11 protein-coding genes are annotated in these 19,239 nt (G+C 65.8%); 6 read left to right on the top strand and 5 right to left on the bottom strand.

The window, feature by feature from the left end:
* The first annotated feature begins 52 nt into the window (after positions 1 to 52).
* The 3 genes from ASF00_RS07355 (at position 53) to ASF00_RS07345 (ending at position 5,093) form a co-directional block, all read left to right on the top strand.
* Positions 53 to 2,968 carry a TonB-dependent receptor plug domain-containing protein gene (locus tag ASF00_RS07355; RefSeq protein WP_082463275.1) on the top strand — a complete coding sequence of 972 codons (2,916 nt, stop codon included), beginning with the start codon at positions 53 to 55 and terminating at the stop codon, positions 2,966 to 2,968.
* A gap of 70 nt (positions 2,969 to 3,038) precedes the next feature.
* The gene (locus tag ASF00_RS07350; protein WP_055876390.1) at positions 3,039 to 3,473 is read left to right on the top strand and encodes an acyltransferase; all 435 of its coding nucleotides are present in this window, start codon (positions 3,039 to 3,041) and stop codon (positions 3,471 to 3,473) included.
* Between the two features lie 396 nt (positions 3,474 to 3,869).
* Positions 3,870 to 5,093 carry a hypothetical protein gene (locus ASF00_RS07345; protein ID WP_443024393.1) on the top strand — a complete coding sequence of 408 codons (1,224 nt, stop codon included), beginning with the start codon at positions 3,870 to 3,872 and terminating at the stop codon, positions 5,091 to 5,093.
* A 329-nt stretch (positions 5,094 to 5,422) separates the two neighbouring features.
* Here the strand turns inward: ASF00_RS07345 and ASF00_RS07340 are convergent, their stop codons facing one another.
* The 5 genes from ASF00_RS07340 to htpG all read right to left on the bottom strand — a co-directional run bounded on the left by ASF00_RS07340 (position 5,423) and on the right by htpG (position 13,243).
* Positions 5,423 to 6,841: a TolC family protein gene (locus ASF00_RS07340; protein ID WP_055876384.1), complete on the bottom strand. Its 1,419-nt coding sequence runs from the start codon at positions 6,839 to 6,841 to the stop codon at positions 5,423 to 5,425.
* Positions 6,838 to 7,926: an efflux RND transporter periplasmic adaptor subunit gene (locus tag ASF00_RS07335; protein WP_055876382.1), complete on the bottom strand. Its 1,089-nt coding sequence runs from the start codon at positions 7,924 to 7,926 to the stop codon at positions 6,838 to 6,840. Before ASF00_RS07335 ends, ASF00_RS07340 begins: the two co-directional genes overlap by 4 nt.
* Positions 7,916 to 9,601, bottom strand: coding sequence for an ABC transporter transmembrane domain-containing protein (locus ASF00_RS07330; protein WP_055876379.1), 1,686 nt, complete (start codon positions 9,599 to 9,601; stop codon positions 7,916 to 7,918). The genes ASF00_RS07335 and ASF00_RS07330 overlap by 11 nt, the downstream gene beginning before the upstream one ends.
* An 88-nt stretch (positions 9,602 to 9,689) precedes the next feature.
* Positions 9,690 to 10,589 carry a hydrogen peroxide-inducible genes activator gene (locus ASF00_RS07325; RefSeq protein WP_055876376.1) on the bottom strand — a complete coding sequence of 300 codons (900 nt, stop codon included), beginning with the start codon at positions 10,587 to 10,589 and terminating at the stop codon, positions 9,690 to 9,692.
* Between the two features lie 701 nt (positions 10,590 to 11,290).
* Positions 11,291 to 13,243 (bottom strand): molecular chaperone HtpG, encoded by a 1,953-nt coding sequence (gene htpG, locus ASF00_RS07320; protein WP_082463273.1) that lies wholly within the window; start codon positions 13,241 to 13,243, stop codon positions 11,291 to 11,293.
* A gap of 140 nt (positions 13,244 to 13,383) precedes the next feature.
* On the opposite strand from htpG, the gene ASF00_RS07315 reads away from it, so the two are divergent.
* From ASF00_RS07315 to ASF00_RS07305, 3 genes are all read left to right on the top strand, one after another.
* Positions 13,384 to 15,546, top strand: coding sequence for an ATP-binding protein (locus ASF00_RS07315; protein ID WP_055876372.1), 2,163 nt, complete (start codon positions 13,384 to 13,386; stop codon positions 15,544 to 15,546).
* A gap of 103 nt (positions 15,547 to 15,649) precedes the next feature.
* The gene (locus ASF00_RS07310; protein ID WP_082463272.1) at positions 15,650 to 16,774 is read left to right on the top strand and encodes a nucleoside hydrolase; all 1,125 of its coding nucleotides are present in this window, start codon (positions 15,650 to 15,652) and stop codon (positions 16,772 to 16,774) included.
* A gap of 166 nt (positions 16,775 to 16,940) precedes the next feature.
* Positions 16,941 to 19,238, top strand: a complete 2,298-nt coding sequence (locus ASF00_RS07305) for a TonB-dependent receptor (protein WP_082463271.1) — start codon at positions 16,941 to 16,943, stop codon at positions 19,236 to 19,238.
* The last annotated feature ends 1 nt before the right edge of the window (position 19,239 follow it).

Below are 19,239 nucleotides of genomic sequence, written 5' to 3'. Positions count from 1 at the left end.
CAGACGCAACAACGTCGGCAGGGGGCAATGCCGTCGAGCAGGGAGAGAAGTCATGCGTATCCTTCGCCGCCGTCATCTGTTGTCCGGCGCTGTGCTGCTTGCGGCGACTTCGGTACAGGCGCAGATTGGCCCGCAGGGCGCCGATATGCCCGTGTCAGCCGCTACCGATCCGGCCCCCGATTTAGCTGCCAATCCCGTCGCCGATCCAGCGGGCGAGATCGTCGTCACCGGTTCGCGTATCGCTCGCCCCGATTATGCGGCGCCGAACCCGATCGTCTCGTTCAGCGCGGCTGACCTGCAGAAGTCGGGCAATACCAATGTCACCACCTTCCTGCAGCGTGTGCCGGCGCTGACAAACTCGCGCGACAGCACGCGGACCGCGGGCAATGCGCAGGCCGATGGCAGTTTCGGGCAAGTCGGGCTCAACCTGCTCGACCTTCGCGGTCTCGGGCCGAACCGGACGCTGGTCCTCGTCAACGGCCGCCGCCACGTCGCCGGCCAGCCTGACACAGCGGCGGTCGACATCAACGCGATCCCGACCGACCTGATCGAGCGGGTCGACGTGCTCACCGGGGCGGCATCGGCTGTGTACGGTGCCGACGGCGTCTCCGGGGTGGTGAACTTCGTGCTGAAGCGCGACTTCGACGGCGTCGCAGCCCGCAGCCAGTTCGGCATCTCGGAGCGCGGCGACGCCGCCAACCGCTTCGCCTCGCTGATCGCGGGCCGCAACTTCGCCGACGGTCGCGGCAATCTGACGCTTGCCTATGAGTATAATGCCGACCAGCCGCTCGCGAACGACGATCGTCGGTATCTCGCACCGGGCGACCGCCAGTATTTCGTTAACCTCGACACTTATGATCCGACGCGCGCTGGCAGCTACAAGATCGGACCGGTCGGCGACCTGCGCTATCCGTACAGCTCGAACCAAGGCATCGTGTATATCGGCGACCAGACGTTCCGCGGCGACGGCGCGCTCTATACGCCCGGCCGTTTCCTCCAGAACGATGGCTATTCGGTCGGCGGCGACGATACGCCGGTCGCGGGGTATATCGGCGACATCTTCCCGCGCACCCGCCGCCACGCGGTCAACGCGCTGACGCATTACGACGCCTCGGAGGCGTTCAAGATCAGCCTCGAGGGCAAGTTCGTCCAGTCGACCGTGACCAGCCTCGGTGGCTATGGCGGCAATTACCCGGCGACCATCGCGCTCGACAATCCGTACATCCCGGCAAGCATCCTGGCTGCCGCGACCGCAGCCGGCCTCGGCTCGGTGGAGGTCAACCGCAACAATTTCGACATCCCGCGGCGCGGCGAAGAGGACCGCCGCCGCACCTATCGCGGCGTCATCGACGTCACCGGCCGTATCTCGGAGCACGCCAGCTACGACGTGTCCTACACCTACGGCCAGACCGATGTCCGCGCGACCAAGCTCAACGACCGTCTGAACGACCGCTTCCTGAACGCGCTCGATGCGGTGCGCGCGCCGGGGGGAACGATCGTCTGCCGTTCGGCCGAGGCCCGCGCGGCCGGCTGCGTCCCGGTCAACACGTTCGGCGGCAACACCGTGGACCCGGCCTCGTTCGGCTATTTCCTGAGCAACCCGGCCAGCAATGCGCGACTGACTCAGCACGTCGCTGCCGCCTCGCTGAACGGCGACTTCGGACAGTTTTTTACCCTCCCCGGCGGCCCGGTCGCATTTGCTGTCGGTGGCGAATATCGCCGCGAGTCGAGCAGCTTCCGTCCGGCGCAGGCGATCACTGACAATCTGTTCTACCAGTATGACGAATACATCCTGCCGACCCCGTCGAGCGGCCATTTCGATGTCTGGGAAGCATTCGGCGAATTGAACGCGCCGATCCTGAAGGACGTACCGTTCGCCAGCCTGCTCTCGGTCGGTGCCGCGGGACGCTATTCGGATTATTCGACGGTCGGCTCGACCCGTGCGTACCAGTTCAACGGTATCTACGCGCCGATCCGCGAGATCAGCTTCCGCGGCTCCTACGGCCGCTCGGTCCGCGCGCCCAACATCGGCGAGATATTCCGTCCGCAGACCGGCAGCAGCAACTTCTTCTCCGATCCCTGCTACCTCGGCAACCGCACGCTCGGGACGCAGTTCCGCACCGCGAACTGCCAGACGCTGATCACCGGCGCAGGGGGCAATCCCACCACCTTCACCGCGCAGAACAACCCGAACGCGACGATCTTTATCCCCGGCACGCAGCAGGGCAATCGGGAGCTGCGCGCCGAAGTCGCGCGCACCTGGACCGCCGGCGTCGTGGTACGGCCGATCGCGGGGCTGTCGATCGGGCTCGACTGGTACGACATCCGGTTGCGCGATGCGATCAACACGCCCGATGCGAACACGATCGCCTCGCTGTGCGTCGACCAGCCGACGCTCGACAACGCCTATTGCAACGCGATCAGCCGTGAGCGCGGCACCGGGTTCATCAACGGCTATGTCGTCCAGCCGCAGAACGTCGCGGCGTTCCGCACCGCTGGCGCCGAACTCAACATTGCCTATCGCTTCCGGACGGCGCGCGCGGGGGCGTTCGATATCCGCCTGGTCGGGGGGTATCTCGACAAGCTCGAACAGGTCGCGACGCCCGGCGCGATCACCGAGAACAATGTCGACCAGCCCTTCCGGCCGAAATACACCTTCACCTTCTCGCCGAGCTGGACCGCGGGTGCGCTCACATTGAGCTACAATCTGCGCTGGCAGGACGGTGTCCGTCGTTTTGCCAAGGCCGATACCGACGCAAACCCCAGCCTCGTCGATCCACGCTATTTCCGCTACAAGGAACTTTGGCAGCATGATGTGCAGGCTGAGGTCGCCGTCGACACGCGGTTCTCGGTCTACGGCGGCATCAACAACCTCGCGGACCAGAAGCCCGACATCGGTTTCGAGACCAACGTGCCGATCTCGCCGGTGGGTCGCTACTTCTACGCGGGGGCCAGGGTTCGGTACTGAGACAGACCCTTGACCGGGAGCGACGTGTCAACAACGGATGGCAAAATGCCGAATTTGGGAGCCGAACCCCGTGCTGACCGAAGACATGATGACACGCATCACGATGGAGGAAGGGGCCTTTATCGATCCGAGCTGCACGGTTATCGATCCGCATCGCCTGACGCTGCGCAAGGGTGCGTTCGTCGGCCCGGAGGGACTGATCGACGCCGGCGGTGGCGTCGAGATCGGCGAAGCGGTGCGGATCAGTTACCGGTGCACGATCATCTCGCTGACCCACCACATCACACGCTCGGTCTGGCGACGGGGCGTGGACGGGGATCGACTTCGGCCTGTCCTGATCGAACGCGGCTGCTGGGTAGGTGCCAACGTCACGATTTACCCGGGCGTGATCGTGAGGGAGGGGTGCGTCATCAACGCCGGATCGGTCGTGGCGAAATCTACCGAAGCACATGGACTCTACTGTCCGCCATATGCCGTGCGTATCAAGAATCTGGACTTCGAGTGAGGGCATGAGGGCGACGCCTGGGCCGTTGCTCGGCATTCGCCGCGGCAACCCGTAAAGGATCTGATCGGGCGTGCCGCAACTGGCGGCCGGATACACGAATGGCTGATAGCGGCTTGCAGCCATGAGACCCCGAATAGCCGCGTACTGGGTCTTGCTGGGCCTGCGCTGGCTGGGCGTTCCACCCGGTCCCGACACGCGAGCGCGCCGGAATATTTTTGAGCGCGATGCTTCCTGCAGGCAGCCGCTCATCACCTGCAGAAATGGTTCGATGCGGCTTGAACGCGTACGCGACCGATGGCCGGGTATGGTGGACGAGGACGTGATTGACGCCTAGCGTTGGCGACGGATTGCGGAGTCTTGGCGATGGTCATAGGGCGTTGGTTGGTTGCAGGCAGCGTGTTGGCCGCCGCCCCTCTGCCCGGCCAGGGTACGCCGCCGCCACCGTCCGCAGAGGCGGCACCGGCTCGCGATATCGTTGTCGTCGGCAGCCGTATCCCGGATTTTGAAAAGGTCTTGGACGCCTGCCTTGCGGAGCATTGCGCGCCTGACAAGGACATCGCCGCGACACTTGCGCTGGCCCAGGCGCAGTTTGAAGCCGGCACATATGATGCCGCGCGTGCGTCGCTGCTGGCAGCACGGCGTCGCAACGCCCGGTTCGCAAAGCAATATCCGGTGGCGGTGGCCAATCTTCACCATGCCAATGGCGTGATCGCGGGGCATCTCGGCCTAGCCGACGCCGAATGGTCGAGCGCTCTCGATACCGTCAGCGCGATCAAGGCCGGCACTGCTGAAGACGATCCGCGTGTGTTCCTGGAGCGGATCGAGCTTGGCGATGCCTATGCTCGCGCCGGCCGGTTCAAAGGCAGCGAGATGCAATATGCGGGCATCGCCCGACGCGCACACAAGCTCGGCCTTGTCGAGATCGAAGGGCTTGCTCTGCTACGCATAGCGACGCTGAACACCCGCCTCGCCGAACAGAATCACGCGATGTTCGCCTCCTCGGCACGCCAGGCGATCGATGCGCTGCTCGCCCGGCGTGAACCGGCGTTGCAGCCTTATCAAGTGGCCGCCGGGCAACTTAGCTTTTTGCTGGCTGCGCAGACGACCCCCGGGCCAGAGCTGGATCGCCTGGTTGCGCAATATCCAAGGCAGCCTGCCGGAGCGCCTGCACGGATGTTATACGCCCCCGCCATTGCGCTGACCGCGTCTCCCCAGGGAGTGCGTAACGGCTTCGGCTCGAACTCCGGCGCGATTGGCCTGTTCAACGCCGGAATGCCGGCCACGGGGATGGATAGCTATGTCGGGCAATGGATCGATGTGGCCTTTACGATTGGCGCCGATGGCCGAATCAGCGACGCGCACATCTCGCGGAGTGGCGATCGTGTGGCGTTGAAGAAGGGCTGGGCCGAACAGGTGGTCCGCGCGATATCGGTCCGTCGCTATGCCCCGCAAGCGCAGCCAAGCTATGGACGCGAACGCTATACTTTTACCGCGAACCTTGTTGCGGTGACGGGGTCGCGGCTGCAGGCCCGCGACCCGACGCCGCGTCTCGTTCGCGCGGATCTCGGCCCAGAGACGACCGCATCACCGACGGCGTCCGATCTCGCACCAGCATCCTGAAGTCGTATCGGTTTCGTTCGACGGTTTCGGTCGGCTTCCAGCGCGGCGGAAGCGCCGCGATAGCCTGCAGCCTTCAATGGAAAACGCAGCCGTCGCAGTTCCGCCATTTCGGCTTTACGCGCTGCAAACCTGCAAAACCGCCGGTACGAAATCTGCTGCGTTCGGGACGCCCTTTTGGTCGTGTCTTGCCCGCGATGGCGCGCGATGTACGCCAGACTTTCATATCCGCGGTGCCGATGTCGCCCAAATTGGGGCACGCAGGTCCGAAATCCGAGACACGGCAAGCAGGCATCTGTTGCATATCATCGGCCCCGTTTCTGCAATTTTGGTCAGCGGATAAGCCGTAACGCATCGCGATCGGCGACAGCGGCAGCCAATTCGGCACGCGCGGACGCGATCCGCGCCTGCGCGTCTATAAGACGCACGCGCGCATCGGTGGCGGTTTCCTCACGTTGGTTCACCAGGAAGAAATCGGCGGATCCCAATTCGAAACGACGACGCTCGGCCGCCGCCAGACGGTCGGCCAGTTGCCGCTCCTCGTCGGCGATCGCGGCCAGCCGCTCCGCAGCGCCGACCGCGATGACGATACCCTGGACCTCGACGGAAATTTGGTCGCGTAGAAAGCGACCGCGCTGGCCAAGCGCGTCGATCTCGGCACGCGCCTCTGCGACGCGGCCCTTGGCGGCGCGGTTTTGCAGCGGCACGCTGAAGCGGAAACCGATCGCAGCCTCGAGCGGGGTCCGGTTGGGGCCACCCAGGCCGACCGCACCGACATCCTTGCCGACCTCGCCGCGCAGGTCGAGCCGGGGCGACAGGTCGTTCTCCGCCAGCGCCAGTCGCGACGTCGCCTGCTCGATCCGCGCGAGCACCGCGCGATAGTCGGGGCGCTCGACTGGCCCCGCCCGCGTCGCCGCGACGGACAGCGCGGCGAGCGCACCGGCACCCGCGGGCATGCGATCGTCCGATACCGTCACGGGCGCACCCGCCTCGTCGCGCAGATAGAGCGACAGCGCATTGGCGGCACCAGCGACATCCTGCTCGGCGCGCACCGCCAGCGCTCGACGCCGGACGAGGTTCTGGTCGTTCTCGACGAGCAGGATCTCGGGGCGTGCGCCGAGCGTCACGAGCCGGCCGATCGCGCTGCGACGCCGCTCCGCGAGGTTCAGCAGGTCGCGATAGGCGCGCAGGCGGAGGCCCGCCGCGACCCAGGCCTGATAGGCGTCGACCGCGCGCCGCTGCACGCCGACCGCGACCATCTCCGCCTCGAACCGCGCGACGTCGATCTCGGTACCGGCGATGGTCCGTCGCGTGCGGCGTTCGTCAATCACCCGGTCGCGCAGCAGCGCGAACAGCGCGCCGACCTTCGCCTCGCCCAGCTTGTTGGTATAGGCCTGGTCCTCATAGACCGGGAACGTCCCGCGCGACGCACGGTAGCCGCCATAGACATAGCCGCCATTGCCGGTGAGCGGTCGCGTCGCTCGCCCCTCGACGACGGTGCCGTCATAATAGCCCGCTACGCGCGACTTCGAGTCGACGTCGAACACGGTGTCGAACGCCCCCTCCGCGGACAGCGCGCGGCCATCCGCCTGCCGCACCTTGGCGAGCGCCTCGACGATCTGCGGCGCGGACCGCGCGGACGAACGCAGCACCTCGTCGAGCGTCAGCGGCGTGGTTTGCGCGGACGCGGCGGCGGGTGCCATCAGGACGAGCAGGAAAGCGACGCTAAGAAGAGGGGGGACCCGCGTCATTTCTTGGCGTCCCCGTCCTTGCCGGTTTCGTCCGCGCTGGGCTTGGCGGGCGGCTTGGGCTGCGCCTTGGATGTCGCGCCGCGCTGGCCGAATTCGAGCGGGAAGTCGTTGAGCTGGCGCCACAGTTCGTAGCCGACAAGGACGGTTTCGCCCTGCACCCAGCCGCGCACCTTGCCGCCCGGGCGGACGAAGTTGGCGGTCGGCCAGCCCGGCTTGCCCGGCCGCGGTTCGACCAGGATGCGGAAGGTGCCGTCGGGGGCGGCATTGGGGTCGATCATCCGGACGCGCGCGTCGAACATGCCTTGCGCGACCGACGGCCAGCCGCTGAACTGGATCGCGGGCCAGCCCTCGAACTCGAGCCGCACCGGGCGACCGGGACGGATCAGCGGCATGTCGCGGCCATCGACGTACAGCTCGACCACGCGCTCGACGCGCTCGGGCGCGATCACCGCGAGCACCGTACCGGGCGACACCAGCGCGCTGCCGCTCGCCGCATTCAGTTGCTGGACGCGGCCGTCGCGCGGCGCGCGCACCAGCTGGGCCGACTGGCGGTTGAGCTGGATGTCGATCCGGTTGAGTTTCGCGCGCGCCTCGGCGAGCTTGGCACCCGCGTCGGCGACCTTGATCTGCGTCTGCTCGTAATCGCGGCGGGCAGCGAGCCCTTCGGCGAGCAACTGCCCGGTGCGCGCGACGTCGATTCCGGCGACCGCGCGGCTTTGCTGGATCGCGGCGATTTCCGCCTGCACCTGCGCGCGCTCGGCCCCCAGCCGCGAGAGCAGGTCGGGGTCGAGATCGACGACGCGCGCGATCGGATCGCCGCGCGCGACATGCTGGCCGTCCTGGACGTACCAGCGCTCGACCTTGCCCGGCACCAGCGCGGTCACCTGCTGCTGGCGGTCGCCGGGATCGAGCGCGATAACCTGCCCTGTGCCGCTGGCGGTCTGCACCCAGGGGACCAGCGCCATGATCGCCGCGGCGATCGCGATGCCCAGCACGAGCATCCACGCCACCGCCGACGCCACCCGTGGTGCCCGCATCGCGGTGAGCGTCCGGAAATGCGCGAGGCGATCGGGCTTATACGGCATGGCCGCCTCCCTGCTGAGTCGCGGCGACCAGCGCCGCGCAACTGTCGAAGCGGCGTTGGCGATCGGGTTCGAGATGGAACCACCCGTCGAGCACGATATCCTCGGGGCGACCGGTGCACAGCAGGACCGTCGTACCCGCTGCCTTGAGCTGGCGCAGCACCTCGGCAAGGCGGCTGGTCGGGATCAGATCGTAGAGCTGCGACAGCATCAGCACGTGCGGGCGCACCAGCAGCGCATTGGCCAGCTTCAGCGCCATGACCTCGCCGATCGACAGCGGATAGCCGGAGGCTGCCAGCGGCGTGTCGAGGCCGTGCGGCAAGCCGACGACGCGGTCGCGCAAGCCGACCGTCTCGAGCGCGTCGAGCATCACCGTGGAGGTCGATGCGGCGGCGGCGAGCGTCAGATATTCGCGGATCGTGACCTCGACGATGCTCGGCCGGTCGAGCACCATCACCTCGGATCGCAGCAGATACATGTCGAACGTCGCCATGTCGGCGCCGCCGACCAGGACCAGCCCGCGCTCGGGCATGACATGGCGCTTGAGCACCAGCGCCAGCAGCCGCTCGGCCCCGCCGTCCGCGCGCGTGACGAGCTGTTCGCCCGCCGCGAGTTGGAAATCGAAACGTGCGCCCTCGGTCACGACACGGTCGAGCCGCACCGCGCCATCGCCAGGGGATTGTCCTTCAGCGGCGACCGCGCTCTCCTGCGGGATCGCGTAGAGCAGCGACAATTCCTCCGCGCTGGCGACCATGTCGTAGAGCGAATCGAGATACCAGCCGAGCTGCGACACACCGTAGAAGACGCCGCCGAGGATCAGTTCGGCCGCGACCAGCTGTCCGATCGACAATTCACCGCTCAGGATCAGGTTGCCGCCCAGCGCCAGCAGCGCGGCGCTCGCAAAGGCGTAGAGCAGCAGGAAGGCGACCGTCTGCGTGAAGCTGTAACGGAAATAGCGCTGGTGGCGCTCGACATAGGTGGCAGTGACGGCTTCGGACCGGTCCATCGCGAAATCGAAATGGCGGCTCGACTTGTAGAAGCCGTTCGACGCGCCGACGCTTTCCAGCCAGTGCGCGGCCTCGTGCTTGGCGTGGCTCAGCGCGACCGCCGAGCGGATCGAGCCGCGCGACCAGATCAGCCAGATCACGAGGATGACGAGCAGCAGGATCGCGTTGAAGGCGAGGAAGAGGGGATGGTAGAAGCTGGTGACGATCAGCCCCACCGCGGATTGCAGGATGATCGTGAACGCGCCGATGACGAGACTCGGCACCGCCTTCTGCACGACGACAAGGTCGAAATAGCGATTGAACAGGTCGCCGCGATTCTGGTCGGCGAAGAACGGGTTTTGCGCATGGACCGCGCGGACGGTGATCTCGGCGACGATGCGCGCGAACAGCCGCCGCTCGAACAGCGCCATCATCCAGAACCGCATCGCGCTCAGCCCCGCGACCACCAGCAACAGCCCGAGCAACAGGCCCGCGAGCGTCCATAACGGGGCTGGCATCGCGGTGTTGGCGACGCTGTTGATCAGCAGCTGCACCGAGATCGGCGTGGCGAGCGACAACAGGCTGATCGCGACGCCGTAGACCATCGTCAGCCGGACATAGGGCATGTCGGGCCCGACGGTCTCCGCCAGCCACCCGGCCGCTGAACGCCATCCGATGTGCTCGCCTGCCATATGCCCCTCGTGTCTGATCGAAGATAAGTATCTCCCATCCAGGCCATTAGGACAATGCAGCGGGCCTTATGCGACCGATAGGAAAATCCTATGCAAAAACAGTGCGTAGCAACCCTGCGATCAAGCCATAGGCCGGCGCGCGCCCGGCACCCTGTCGCCACAGCAATCCGATGTCCCGGTAATAGCGGCTGCCCTTGATCGGCCGCACGACGACGTCGTCGCCCTCGCGCACTTCCTGCCGGACGTAGAGTTCGGGGAGCAGGGCAAGCCCCATGCCCATGCCCGCCATCTGGCGGATCGCATCAAGGCTGGTCCCTTCATAGTCGCGCATCACGCTGGCGCCGACATCGACCGCGATCGCCGCGACCTGTTCGGCCAGTCGATATTCGGGCTGCAGCGTCAACAGGCTGGTGCCGCGCAGATCGGATGGCGCGATGATCGTCTTCGCCACCAGCGGATGATCGGACGCCATCGCGAGATAGAGCGGTTCGCGAAACAGCCGCTCGCTGTGAAACGCGCCGCCCGTCACGGGCAGTTGTGCGAGGATCAGATCGTGGATGCCGGTGGCGAGCCCGGACGCGAGGGCGGGCGGCAGGCCTTCGCGGACATGGACGCGCAGCGTGGGATGCTCGCGGTGCAATCGCGCGACCAGCGCTGGCATCAGATACGCGCCGAGCGTCGGCGAGACGCCCAGCCGGATCGTACCAACCAAGGGATCTGCCGAAGTCGCCCTGAAATCCTCGAGATCGACGACATCGAGCAGGATGCGCCGTGCCCGGTCGAGCAGGTCGCGGCCCAGCGGGGTCAGGATCGCGGGGCCGCCGCGCTCGAACAGAGCCGCGCCGACGATGGTTTCCAGCGCGCGGATCTGTTGCGAGAGCGACGGCTGCGAAACCCCCATACGCTCGGCCGCGCGCGTGAAGCTGCCCGCTTCGGCCAGCGCGACGAAATAGCTGAGGTGACGAATCGTGGTTTTGGGGAAAGGCATCACCCACGCTACCGCGTAAGCATGCGTCCATGCACGCGTTGCCCGTTGAACGGGACGAATGCGCAGCTTTCGGAACCGCGCAGAAAGCGGGCTGAGACGTAAAAGCGCATTGCGTGTTGAGCATCGCGCTGCCCGAGAGCATGGCGCGCCAGGGCCACCATAGTATCGCCCGGAAAACAGGTACGAAGGCCACGGGCTCGCGCACTTTTGGTCCATTTCGCTCGGCCAGCCGGCCCGGTTTAGCTCGGCACGCCGACGGTGTCGGACATCGTGGACCCATGCCTGTTCGAAGACGGTTCGTGCACAATCCTAATCGTCTTGGCGAAAGCAGCCGCGCGATGCTGGCTATCGCCCCGATTTTCCTGCCAGCAGATCGGCCGCTTTCCTCGCCATCCTAGTCATTTCCAAGCTTTGACCGTTTGCGGGAGGACCCGTATCCGCGCAGGTTTTTGCGGTCAGCGTCGGCAGCCGAGGACGCGGCGCCGGACGACGCGGACTTTGGCTGGCCTGACCCGGATCGCGCTGCGCCGTTTCGCGCGATCTTGACGCTAAGGCTGGATATCGTCGAGCCCTGGCTAACGCGCGACGACCGTGACGGTCACCTGCCGGCAAGCGCGAACGCCCGCTCTTCGGACGGGGCGTCGCGGGCAGCTGAGAGGGGGCGCGACCCGGCCGCCGCGTCTCCCTCCGTTTCGTCAGCCTTATCCGAGCGCGCGCGTGAACAAGCGCGCGAGACGCGCGGAGAACGCACGCGCGTCGACCGGGCGCTCGCCGTCGGCGATCTGCGCTTCGTCGAACAGGAGATGCGCGGCGTCTTCGCGCAGATCGGCCTCGTCCCCGCCCAGCGCCGCCAGCTTGGCGATCAACGCCGAGCGCGGGTTGATCTCGAGCACCGGCTTGGCGGCGGGCATCGCCTGACCGCTTGCCGCCAGGATGCGTTCAAGCTGACGGTCCATCCCGCTGTCCGCAGCGACGAGGCAGACCGCGCTGTCGGTGAGCCGTTCGGACGCGCGAACGTCGGATACCGCGTCGCCGAGCGTGGTCTTCACGAAGGTGATGAAGTCCGCGACTTCGGGTGTGGCGTCCGCGGTCGGTGCGGCCGCGCCATCGACGAGTGGGATCAGCCCAAGATCGGCGGCGCCCTGCGTGACCGACTTGAAGGGTTTGCCGTCATGATCGATTCCTGCCGTCACCCAGAATCCGTCGACCGAGTCCGGTAGCAGCAGCACTTCGATCCCGCGCGCACGGAACCCTTCGAGTTGTGGCGAGGCTTCGAGGCGGTCGAGGTCGGTGCCGACCGCATAATAGATCGCGGTCTGGTTCTCCTTCATCGCCGCGACATAGTCCGCGACCGAACGCCATGCACCGGCCGACGTGGTGGTTTTGAAACGGGCGAGCTTGAGCAGCGTATCGCGGCGTTCAAAGTCTTCGTAGAGCCCCTCCTTCAGGACCGCGCCGAAATTCTCCCAGATCTTCGCATACGCTTCTGGATCGCGGGTCGCGAGCTTGTCGAGTTCGCCGAGCACGCGCCCGGTCACGCCCTTGCGGATCGCGGCGAGCATCGGGCTTTCCTGGATCATCTCGCGCGAGACGTTAAGCGGCAGATCGGACGAATCGACGAGCCCGCGCATGAAGCGGAGATAACGCGGCAGGACCTCGGCATCGTCGGTGATGAAGACTCGCTTGACGTACAGCTTCATCCGGCCGTTGCGGTCGGGATCGAACAGGTCGAACGGTTTGGCGCCCGGCACGAACGCGAGCACCGAATATTCATGCAAGCCTTCTGCACGGTAGTGGAGTGTTACCGCAGGTTCGTCGAACTGGCCGGAGACGCTGCGATAGAAATCGGCATAGTCCTCGGGCGTGATGTCGGTCTTGGGCTTGGTCCACAAGGCTGCGCCATCGGCGATTTCGACGGGCTCGGCATCGGGGGTCTCGCGCATGACGATGGGGACGGGGACATGCCCTGACTGGTCCTTTATCAGCCGCTCAACGGTGTAGCGGTCGGTGAACGTCGTCGCGTCTTCGAGCAGGTGAAGAACGACCCGGGTCCCACGCGGCGGTGCGTCCGCGGTATCGACGATCGCGATCCTGTAGGTACCCAGCCCGTCCGACGACCAGACCGACGCGGTGTCGGCGCCGGCGCGGCGCGAAACGACGTCGACTGTTTCGGCAACCATGAACACGGAGTAGAAGCCGACGCCAAACTGGCCGATGAGCTGTGCGCCATCGCTGCCGGTATTTGCGCTGCCGCTGCTGGCGGCGATCCGGTCCATGAACGCCTTCGTGCCCGAGCGTGCTATCGTACCGAGCGCCTCGGCCATGTCGTCGGCGGTCATGCCGATGCCATTGTCCTCGACCGTCAGCGTGCGCGCACTGGGATCGAGCGTTATCGTGATCTGCGTGCGGGACTCGTCGGCCATCAATTCGGGCGCACTCAACGCTTCATAGCGCAGCTTTTCGCACGCATCGGCGGCGTTCGAGATCAGTTCGCGCAGGAATACGGTCTTATCCGAATAGACCGAGTGGACCATCATGTGCAGCAAGCGCGCGACGTCCGCCTCGAACGCGTGCGTTGCAGCAGGGGCAGGGGCAGGGGCAGGGGCAGGGGTAGGAGCGTGCGTTTCGGGTTCGATCGGCGTGTCGGTGGTCATGATGCGGAACGGCTTTCGCTGGAATTTATGATCGGGAGTTGGACGGGCACCGAAATGATTTCAAGGGGAGACGGGTTTGGCAGTCGATTGCGCCACGATCGCACTCCCCAGCGCCGGGTTTCGCGATTATGGGCTAAAGCATGACGACGTCCTCCAACTCACCGCACGGCCACGAGTTTTCGACGGCCGAGTTTCTGAACGGGGGCGGCGAGGCGGCGGCAATGATCCGCGCACGCGATTGGCATGCGCACCCGCTCGGCGATCCGTCGGGCTGGTCGGACGCGCTGTGTACCGCGCTCAGCCTGGTGCTCAACTCACCCGAATCGATGATCCTGTGCTGGGGGCCGGAGCTCTTCTTTTTCTTCAACGACGCGTATTTTCCCCTGCTTGGCCCGCGCTTGCCGTGGGCGATGGGCGAGCGGTTCGATCGGGTCTGGGCTGATGGGCTCGATCAGGCGACGCCGATCATTGACGCGGCGTTGGCGGGAAACAGTACGCGCTATGTCGATCTGCCGTGGAAGCTGGCGACCGATCGCGGGGCTGAGGATACGTGGTGGAGCTTCTCCTACTCGCGCATCCTCGATCGCGATGGTGGTGTCGCCGGGCTGTTCATCTTCACCAACGAGACGACTGCGCGGGTGCTGTCCGATGCAGCGCTGGCGCAGAGCCAGGCGGATCTGACCGCGGCGCTGACAGAAGTGCGTGCGCTCAACGAGACTCTCGAACGCCGCGTCGAAGAGCGCACCGCCGAGCGGAACCTGTTCGCCAGCATCTTCGAGACGACCGACGCGTTCGTCCACGTCGTCGGGCCGGACTATCGGTGGCTCGCGCTGAACCAGGCGGGCGCCGCCGAATTTTTACGGATTTTCGGTGTGATACCCAAAGTGGGCGACCACCTCCTCGATGTTCTCGGCGAAGGTTCTGAGGAACGCGCCGGGGTCGAAGCAATCTGGTCGCGCGCGCTGGCCGGCGAGGAATTTACGACGACTGCCGCATTCGGCACGCCGCGCAGCCATTATCAGATTAAGTTCAACACGTTGTACGACGAGTCCGGCGCGCGGATCGGCGCGTTCCAGGTCGTTACGGACGTTACTGCCCGCGTGCGGGCAGACGAAGAACTCGAGCAGGTTCGCGAGGCGTTGCGGCAGAGTCAGAAGATGGAGGCCGTCGGCCAATTGACCGGCGGATTGGCGCATGATTTCAACAATCTGCTGACCGCAGTTAGCGGTGGACTGGAACTGCTGAAGCTGCGTCTGCAGCAAGGCCGCTACGATCAGCTCGATCGCTATTTCGAGATGGCGCAGTCGGGCGCGACGCGCGCAGCGGCCTTGACGCAGCGTCTGCTCGCGTTCTCGCGGCGTCAGACGCTAGCGCCGAAGTCAGTCGATGCGGCCGCGCTGATCGCTGGGATGACGGACATCATCGACCGCACGCTGGGCCCGGCGATCGCGGTGCAGGTCGCGACCGCGGCCGATCTCTGGGAGGTGCTCGCGGATGCGCCGCAACTCGAGAATGCGCTGCTCAACCTGTGCATCAACGCGCGCGACGCGATGCCTGAAGGCGGGCGGCTCACGATCGCGGCGAGCAACGTCACCCTCGACGCCAGCGCGACGGTCGAGGATCTGCCGCCGGGCGATTACGTGACGATGGCTGTCACAGACACCGGCACCGGCATGTCCGACGCGGTGATCGCGCGCGTGTTCGAACCGTTCTTCACGACCAAGCCGATCGGGCAGGGTACCGGGCTCGGCCTCTCGATGATCTATGGCTTCATCCGACAATCTGGCGGGCAGGTGCGGATTCGCTCTGCGGTCGGCGCGGGCACGACCGTCTGTCTCTATTTGCCGCGGTATCTGGGCGTCGCAGCGCCGATCGAAACCTCTGACGACGCGATGTCGGCTACGCTCGTCGAGCCCGACGCGCTGCATGACAAGACCGTGCTCGTCGTCGAGGACGAACCCGCGGTGCGCGCGCTGATTACCGACATTCTCGGCGATATGGGCTATCGCACGATCGCGGTCGAAGATGGCCCAGCGGGACTCCACGCAATGCAGTACGCGGCCAGTCAGACCGAGCGGATCGATCTGTTGATCACCGATGTCGGGCTGCCCGGTGGACTGAACGGCCGCCAAGTTGCCGATGCATGCCGGGACATCCGCGCCGACCTGCCGGTGCTGTTCGTCACCGGTTATGCCGCCAACGCCGCGGTCGGCGCTGGGCAATTGGCGCACGGAATGCAGGTGCTGACCAAGCCGTTTACCGCCGCCGAGTTCGCCGCGCGCGTCAATGCCGCGACGAGCTAGGAGATATGCTCGGTTGACGGATTGTCGCTGACCGGCCGAGAAAGACGGCCAAGGTGCGGACCGTTCCATCGGACGGGACGGGTCCATAGTCAGGAATAGCCCGATGCGCCGATTCGTTGCCGCCCTTTGCCTTTGCACGATCGTTGTGCTTACCGCGCCGGCGGCGTCGATCGCAAAGGTGGCGCCGGCCAGGCGGCTGGTGCTGATCGACGATGACGTCGTCGGGTTGAATGGCGTGCCGGCGCTGCTGCTGCAGGCGCCCGACGTCGATGTGCTTGGGATTACCACGACCAGCGGATCGGTATGGCGCGATACCGCCACAGCGTATGCGTTGCGGACGGTCGAGATCCTCAACCGGTCCGATGTCCCGGTGGTGCCCGGTGCGACCTATCCGCTGCTCAACAACGAAGCCGCGACCGCGCGGTGGGAGGGGCTGTACGGCCGCCTCGAGTTCAAGGGACCCTGGACCGACCCAGCGCCGGCGGTTGCGCGCGGGTCGGGATTGGGCGTGCCGTCGCCCGCGGTCGTGCCGAGCCTGTCGATCGGCAATCCCGTCATCAAGCCCAGCAGCGAGATCGCCGCGGCGTTTCTCGTCCGGATGGTGCGCGCGCATCCGCACGAGATTACGCTGTTCGCGACCGGGCCGATGACCAACATCGCGATCGCGCAAAGCCTCGACCCGAGCTTTGCCGCGAACGTGAAGGAGCTGGTGTATATGGGGGGCAGTCTCAGCCCGCAGCAGGCGCTCGACACGCCGGCAGCCGCTGCGTTCGCGCGTGGTTTTCTCGACACGCCGCGGCGTGAGTTCAACATCCGCTGGGATCCCGAGGCGGCGCGGATCATGGCGCATGGTGCCTGGCCGAAGGTCACGATGGTCCCGATCGATCCGTCGACCGGGACGCAGTGGACTCGGGGCTTCCTCGACAGCCTGAAGCCTGCGCACAGCACGCTCACCGATACGTTCCAGAGCGGGCTCGAACCGGGGTTTCCGATGTGGGACGAGATCGCGGCGATGGTCTGGCTTGAGCCCGCGATCGTCACGCGCGCCGAGACGCTCTACATCGATTTCGACACCAGCCAGACCGCGGGATATGGCGACACGTTGTCGTGGCAGGAGGCGTACCGGCCACATCTGGGCGAACGCGCGCAGACCGTCGTGCTGCGCGTCGACCGGGCAAAGATGGAGACGGCGATGCGCACGTTCTACATGCGGCGCGTCGGGCGCTGAGGCGACCGTCGCGGAGTGGCGCAAAGATGTCGCGGTGGCCGGTAAAAGCACACCCAGCCTGATCCCGCCTATTGCAGCGCGTTACAGCGGTGTTACCGATCCACGACAGATCCGGGGCACACGGATCGACGCCGGAGGATGTTCGAAACCCAAGGGGGGACCATCCATGATTCGCTTGCCCGTTCGTACGTCTGCCATCGCCCGCCTGCTCGCCGCCAGCGCGCCGCTGCTCGTCTTCGCCGCGCCTGCCGCCGCCCAGGATCAGGGGGGGCAGGATCAAGTGGCGGCTGGCCAGGCCGTCGCCGATCCCGTCGCCGAGCAGGGCGTAGGTGAGATCGTCGTCACCGCGACCCGCCGGCAGGAATCGTCGAAGGACGTGCCGCTGGCGGTCACCGCGATCAGCGGCGAGAAGCTCGACGTACTCAACTCGAGCGGTCTCGACATCCGGTTCCTCGCCGGCCGCACGCCGAGCCTCCAGGTCGAGTCGTCGTTCGGCCGCACCTTCCCGCGCTTCTACATCCGTGGGCTCGGCAACACCGATTTCGATCCGAACGCCGCACAGCCGGTGTCGGTGGTGTATGACGATGTCGCGCTCGAAAATCCGATGCTGAAGTCGTTCCCCGTGTTCGATCTGCAGAGCGTCGAGGTCCTTCGCGGCCCACAGGGGACGTTGTTCGGGCGCAACACGCCGGCGGGCGTCGTGAAGATCGATTCCGCCAAGCCGAACCCGGACAAGGTGTCGGGCTACGCGACGGGATCCTGGGCGACCTACAACACGATCAACGGCGAGGCGGCGATCAATCTGCCGATCGGCAACGGCTTCGCGTTCCGCGCATCGGGCCTGATCCAGTCGCGCGACGACTGGGTCACCAACGATTCCACGACGGGCAATGCCGACCGCAAGCTCGAAGGCTATCGCGACGTCGCCGGCCGCTTCCAGCTCGGCTATACCAGCAGCGATTTCAATGCGTTGCTGAACGTGCACGTCCGTGACCTGACGGGCTCGCCGCGTATCTTCCGCGCAGGACTGTTCAAGCCGGGCACCAACGACTTCAACACCGGCTTCGACCCCAAGCACGCCACGCTCGACGGCTATACCAGCCAGAGCCTGACGCAATGGGGCACCAACCTGCGGCTCGACTATCATCTCGACGGCATCGGCACCTTCTATTCGGTCACCGGCTATGAACAGGCCAAGGTCGAGAGCACCGGCGATGTCGACGGCGGCAACAGCTATCCGTTCACCGGCGGGACGATCGGCGCGATCGGCGTCGGGCTGTTCCCCTCGAACACCGGCGGCCTCACCAAGCCCAAGGAGTTCAGCCAGGAGCTGCGCTATGCCAGCGAGGACATGAACGGCATCCGGCTCCAGGGCGGGCTGTATTATTTCCACCAGACGCTGCGCTATCACCAATATGACTATGCGTTCGGCGGCACCGGATCGCGTGCGACCGACCTGACGCAGGACGTTTTCCACGACAATCGCAACGAGAATTACGGCGCCTTCGCGTCCATCGAGGCCAAGCCGACCGAAGTGCTGACGTTGCGCGCGGGCGTCCGCTACTCGCATGACTATCGCAACGACCTGGTCACCGCACCGATCCCCGGCACGGGGATCAGCGACACGCTGCCGGCACGCGCGGTGGTCCGCGGCTCGAACGTGACCTGGGACGCGAGCGCGACCTATGAGCTGACTCCGGCGATCAACGTCTATACGCGGCTCGCGACCGGCTATCAGGGCCCGGCGATCCAGGACCGCGTGACGTTCGGCAGCGTCCAGAGCACCGCGCCCAAGCAGACGACCTTCTCGGGCGAGAGTGGGTTCAAGGGCACGCTGCTCGATCGAAAGGTGAACTTTTCGCTCGACGCCTATTGGTACAGCACCAAGGATCTGCAGATCACCGCCGTCGGCGGCAACAGCAATTCGGCACGTCTGATCAGCGCGAACAAGGCAATCGGCTATGGCGTCGAGGGCGAGTTCGAGGCGCGGCCGGTGCCCGAATTGTCGCTGACCGCGAGCGGCAGCTACAACTTCACCGAAATCCGCGATCGTTCGATCGGCGTGGGGTTCTGCGCGACCTGCACCGTGCGCGATCCGATCGTGAACGGGTTTGCAGTGATCGACGGCAACGACCTGCCGCAGGCGCCGCGCTGGATCGCCAACTGGACCGCGCGCTACGGGATCCCGCTGGCCAATGGCGGCGAAGTCTATGCCTATACCGACTGGGTGTATCGCAGCCGCGTCAACTTCTTCCTGTACGAAGCGGTCGAGTTCAGGGGCAAGTCGTCGCTCGAGGGCGGTCTGAAGATCGGCTATAAATCGCCGCAGGGGTATGAGGTCGGCGCGTTCGTGCGCAACATCACCAACCAGTATCGCAGCATCAGCGCGATCGATTTCAACAACCTGACGGGCATGATCAACGAGCCGCGGATCATCGGCGGCCAGTTTAAGGTCGCCTTCTGAG

Source organism: Sphingomonas sp. Leaf34 (assembly GCF_001421805.1).
Classification (GTDB): Bacteria; Pseudomonadota; Alphaproteobacteria; order Sphingomonadales; family Sphingomonadaceae; genus Sphingomonas.
The sequence above is the reverse complement of the archived record's forward strand: the minus strand, read 5'-3'. Positions and strand labels throughout refer to the sequence as shown.

Excerpts from the sequence above, each read along its gene's own strand:
- ASF00_RS07355 (WP_082463275.1), top strand. The coding sequence starts at position 53 with ATGCGTATCCTTCGCCGCCGTCATCTGTTGTCCGGCGCTGTGCTGCTT.
- ASF00_RS07340 (WP_055876384.1), bottom strand. The coding sequence starts at position 6,841 with ATGACGCGGGTCCCCCCTCTTCTTAGCGTCGCTTTCCTGCTCGTCCTG.
- ASF00_RS07335 (WP_055876382.1), bottom strand. The coding sequence starts at position 7,926 with ATGCCGTATAAGCCCGATCGCCTCGCGCATTTCCGGACGCTCACCGCG.
- ASF00_RS07330 (WP_055876379.1), bottom strand. The coding sequence starts at position 9,601 with ATGGCAGGCGAGCACATCGGATGGCGTTCAGCGGCCGGGTGGCTGGCG.
- ASF00_RS07325 (WP_055876376.1), bottom strand. The coding sequence starts at position 10,589 with ATGCCTTTCCCCAAAACCACGATTCGTCACCTCAGCTATTTCGTCGCG.
- htpG (WP_082463273.1), bottom strand. The coding sequence starts at position 13,243 with ATGACCACCGACACGCCGATCGAACCCGAAACGCACGCTCCTACCCCT.
- ASF00_RS07315 (WP_055876372.1), top strand. The coding sequence starts at position 13,384 with ATGACGACGTCCTCCAACTCACCGCACGGCCACGAGTTTTCGACGGCC.
- ASF00_RS07310 (WP_082463272.1), top strand. The coding sequence starts at position 15,650 with ATGCGCCGATTCGTTGCCGCCCTTTGCCTTTGCACGATCGTTGTGCTT.
- ASF00_RS07305 (WP_082463271.1), top strand. The coding sequence starts at position 16,941 with ATGATTCGCTTGCCCGTTCGTACGTCTGCCATCGCCCGCCTGCTCGCC.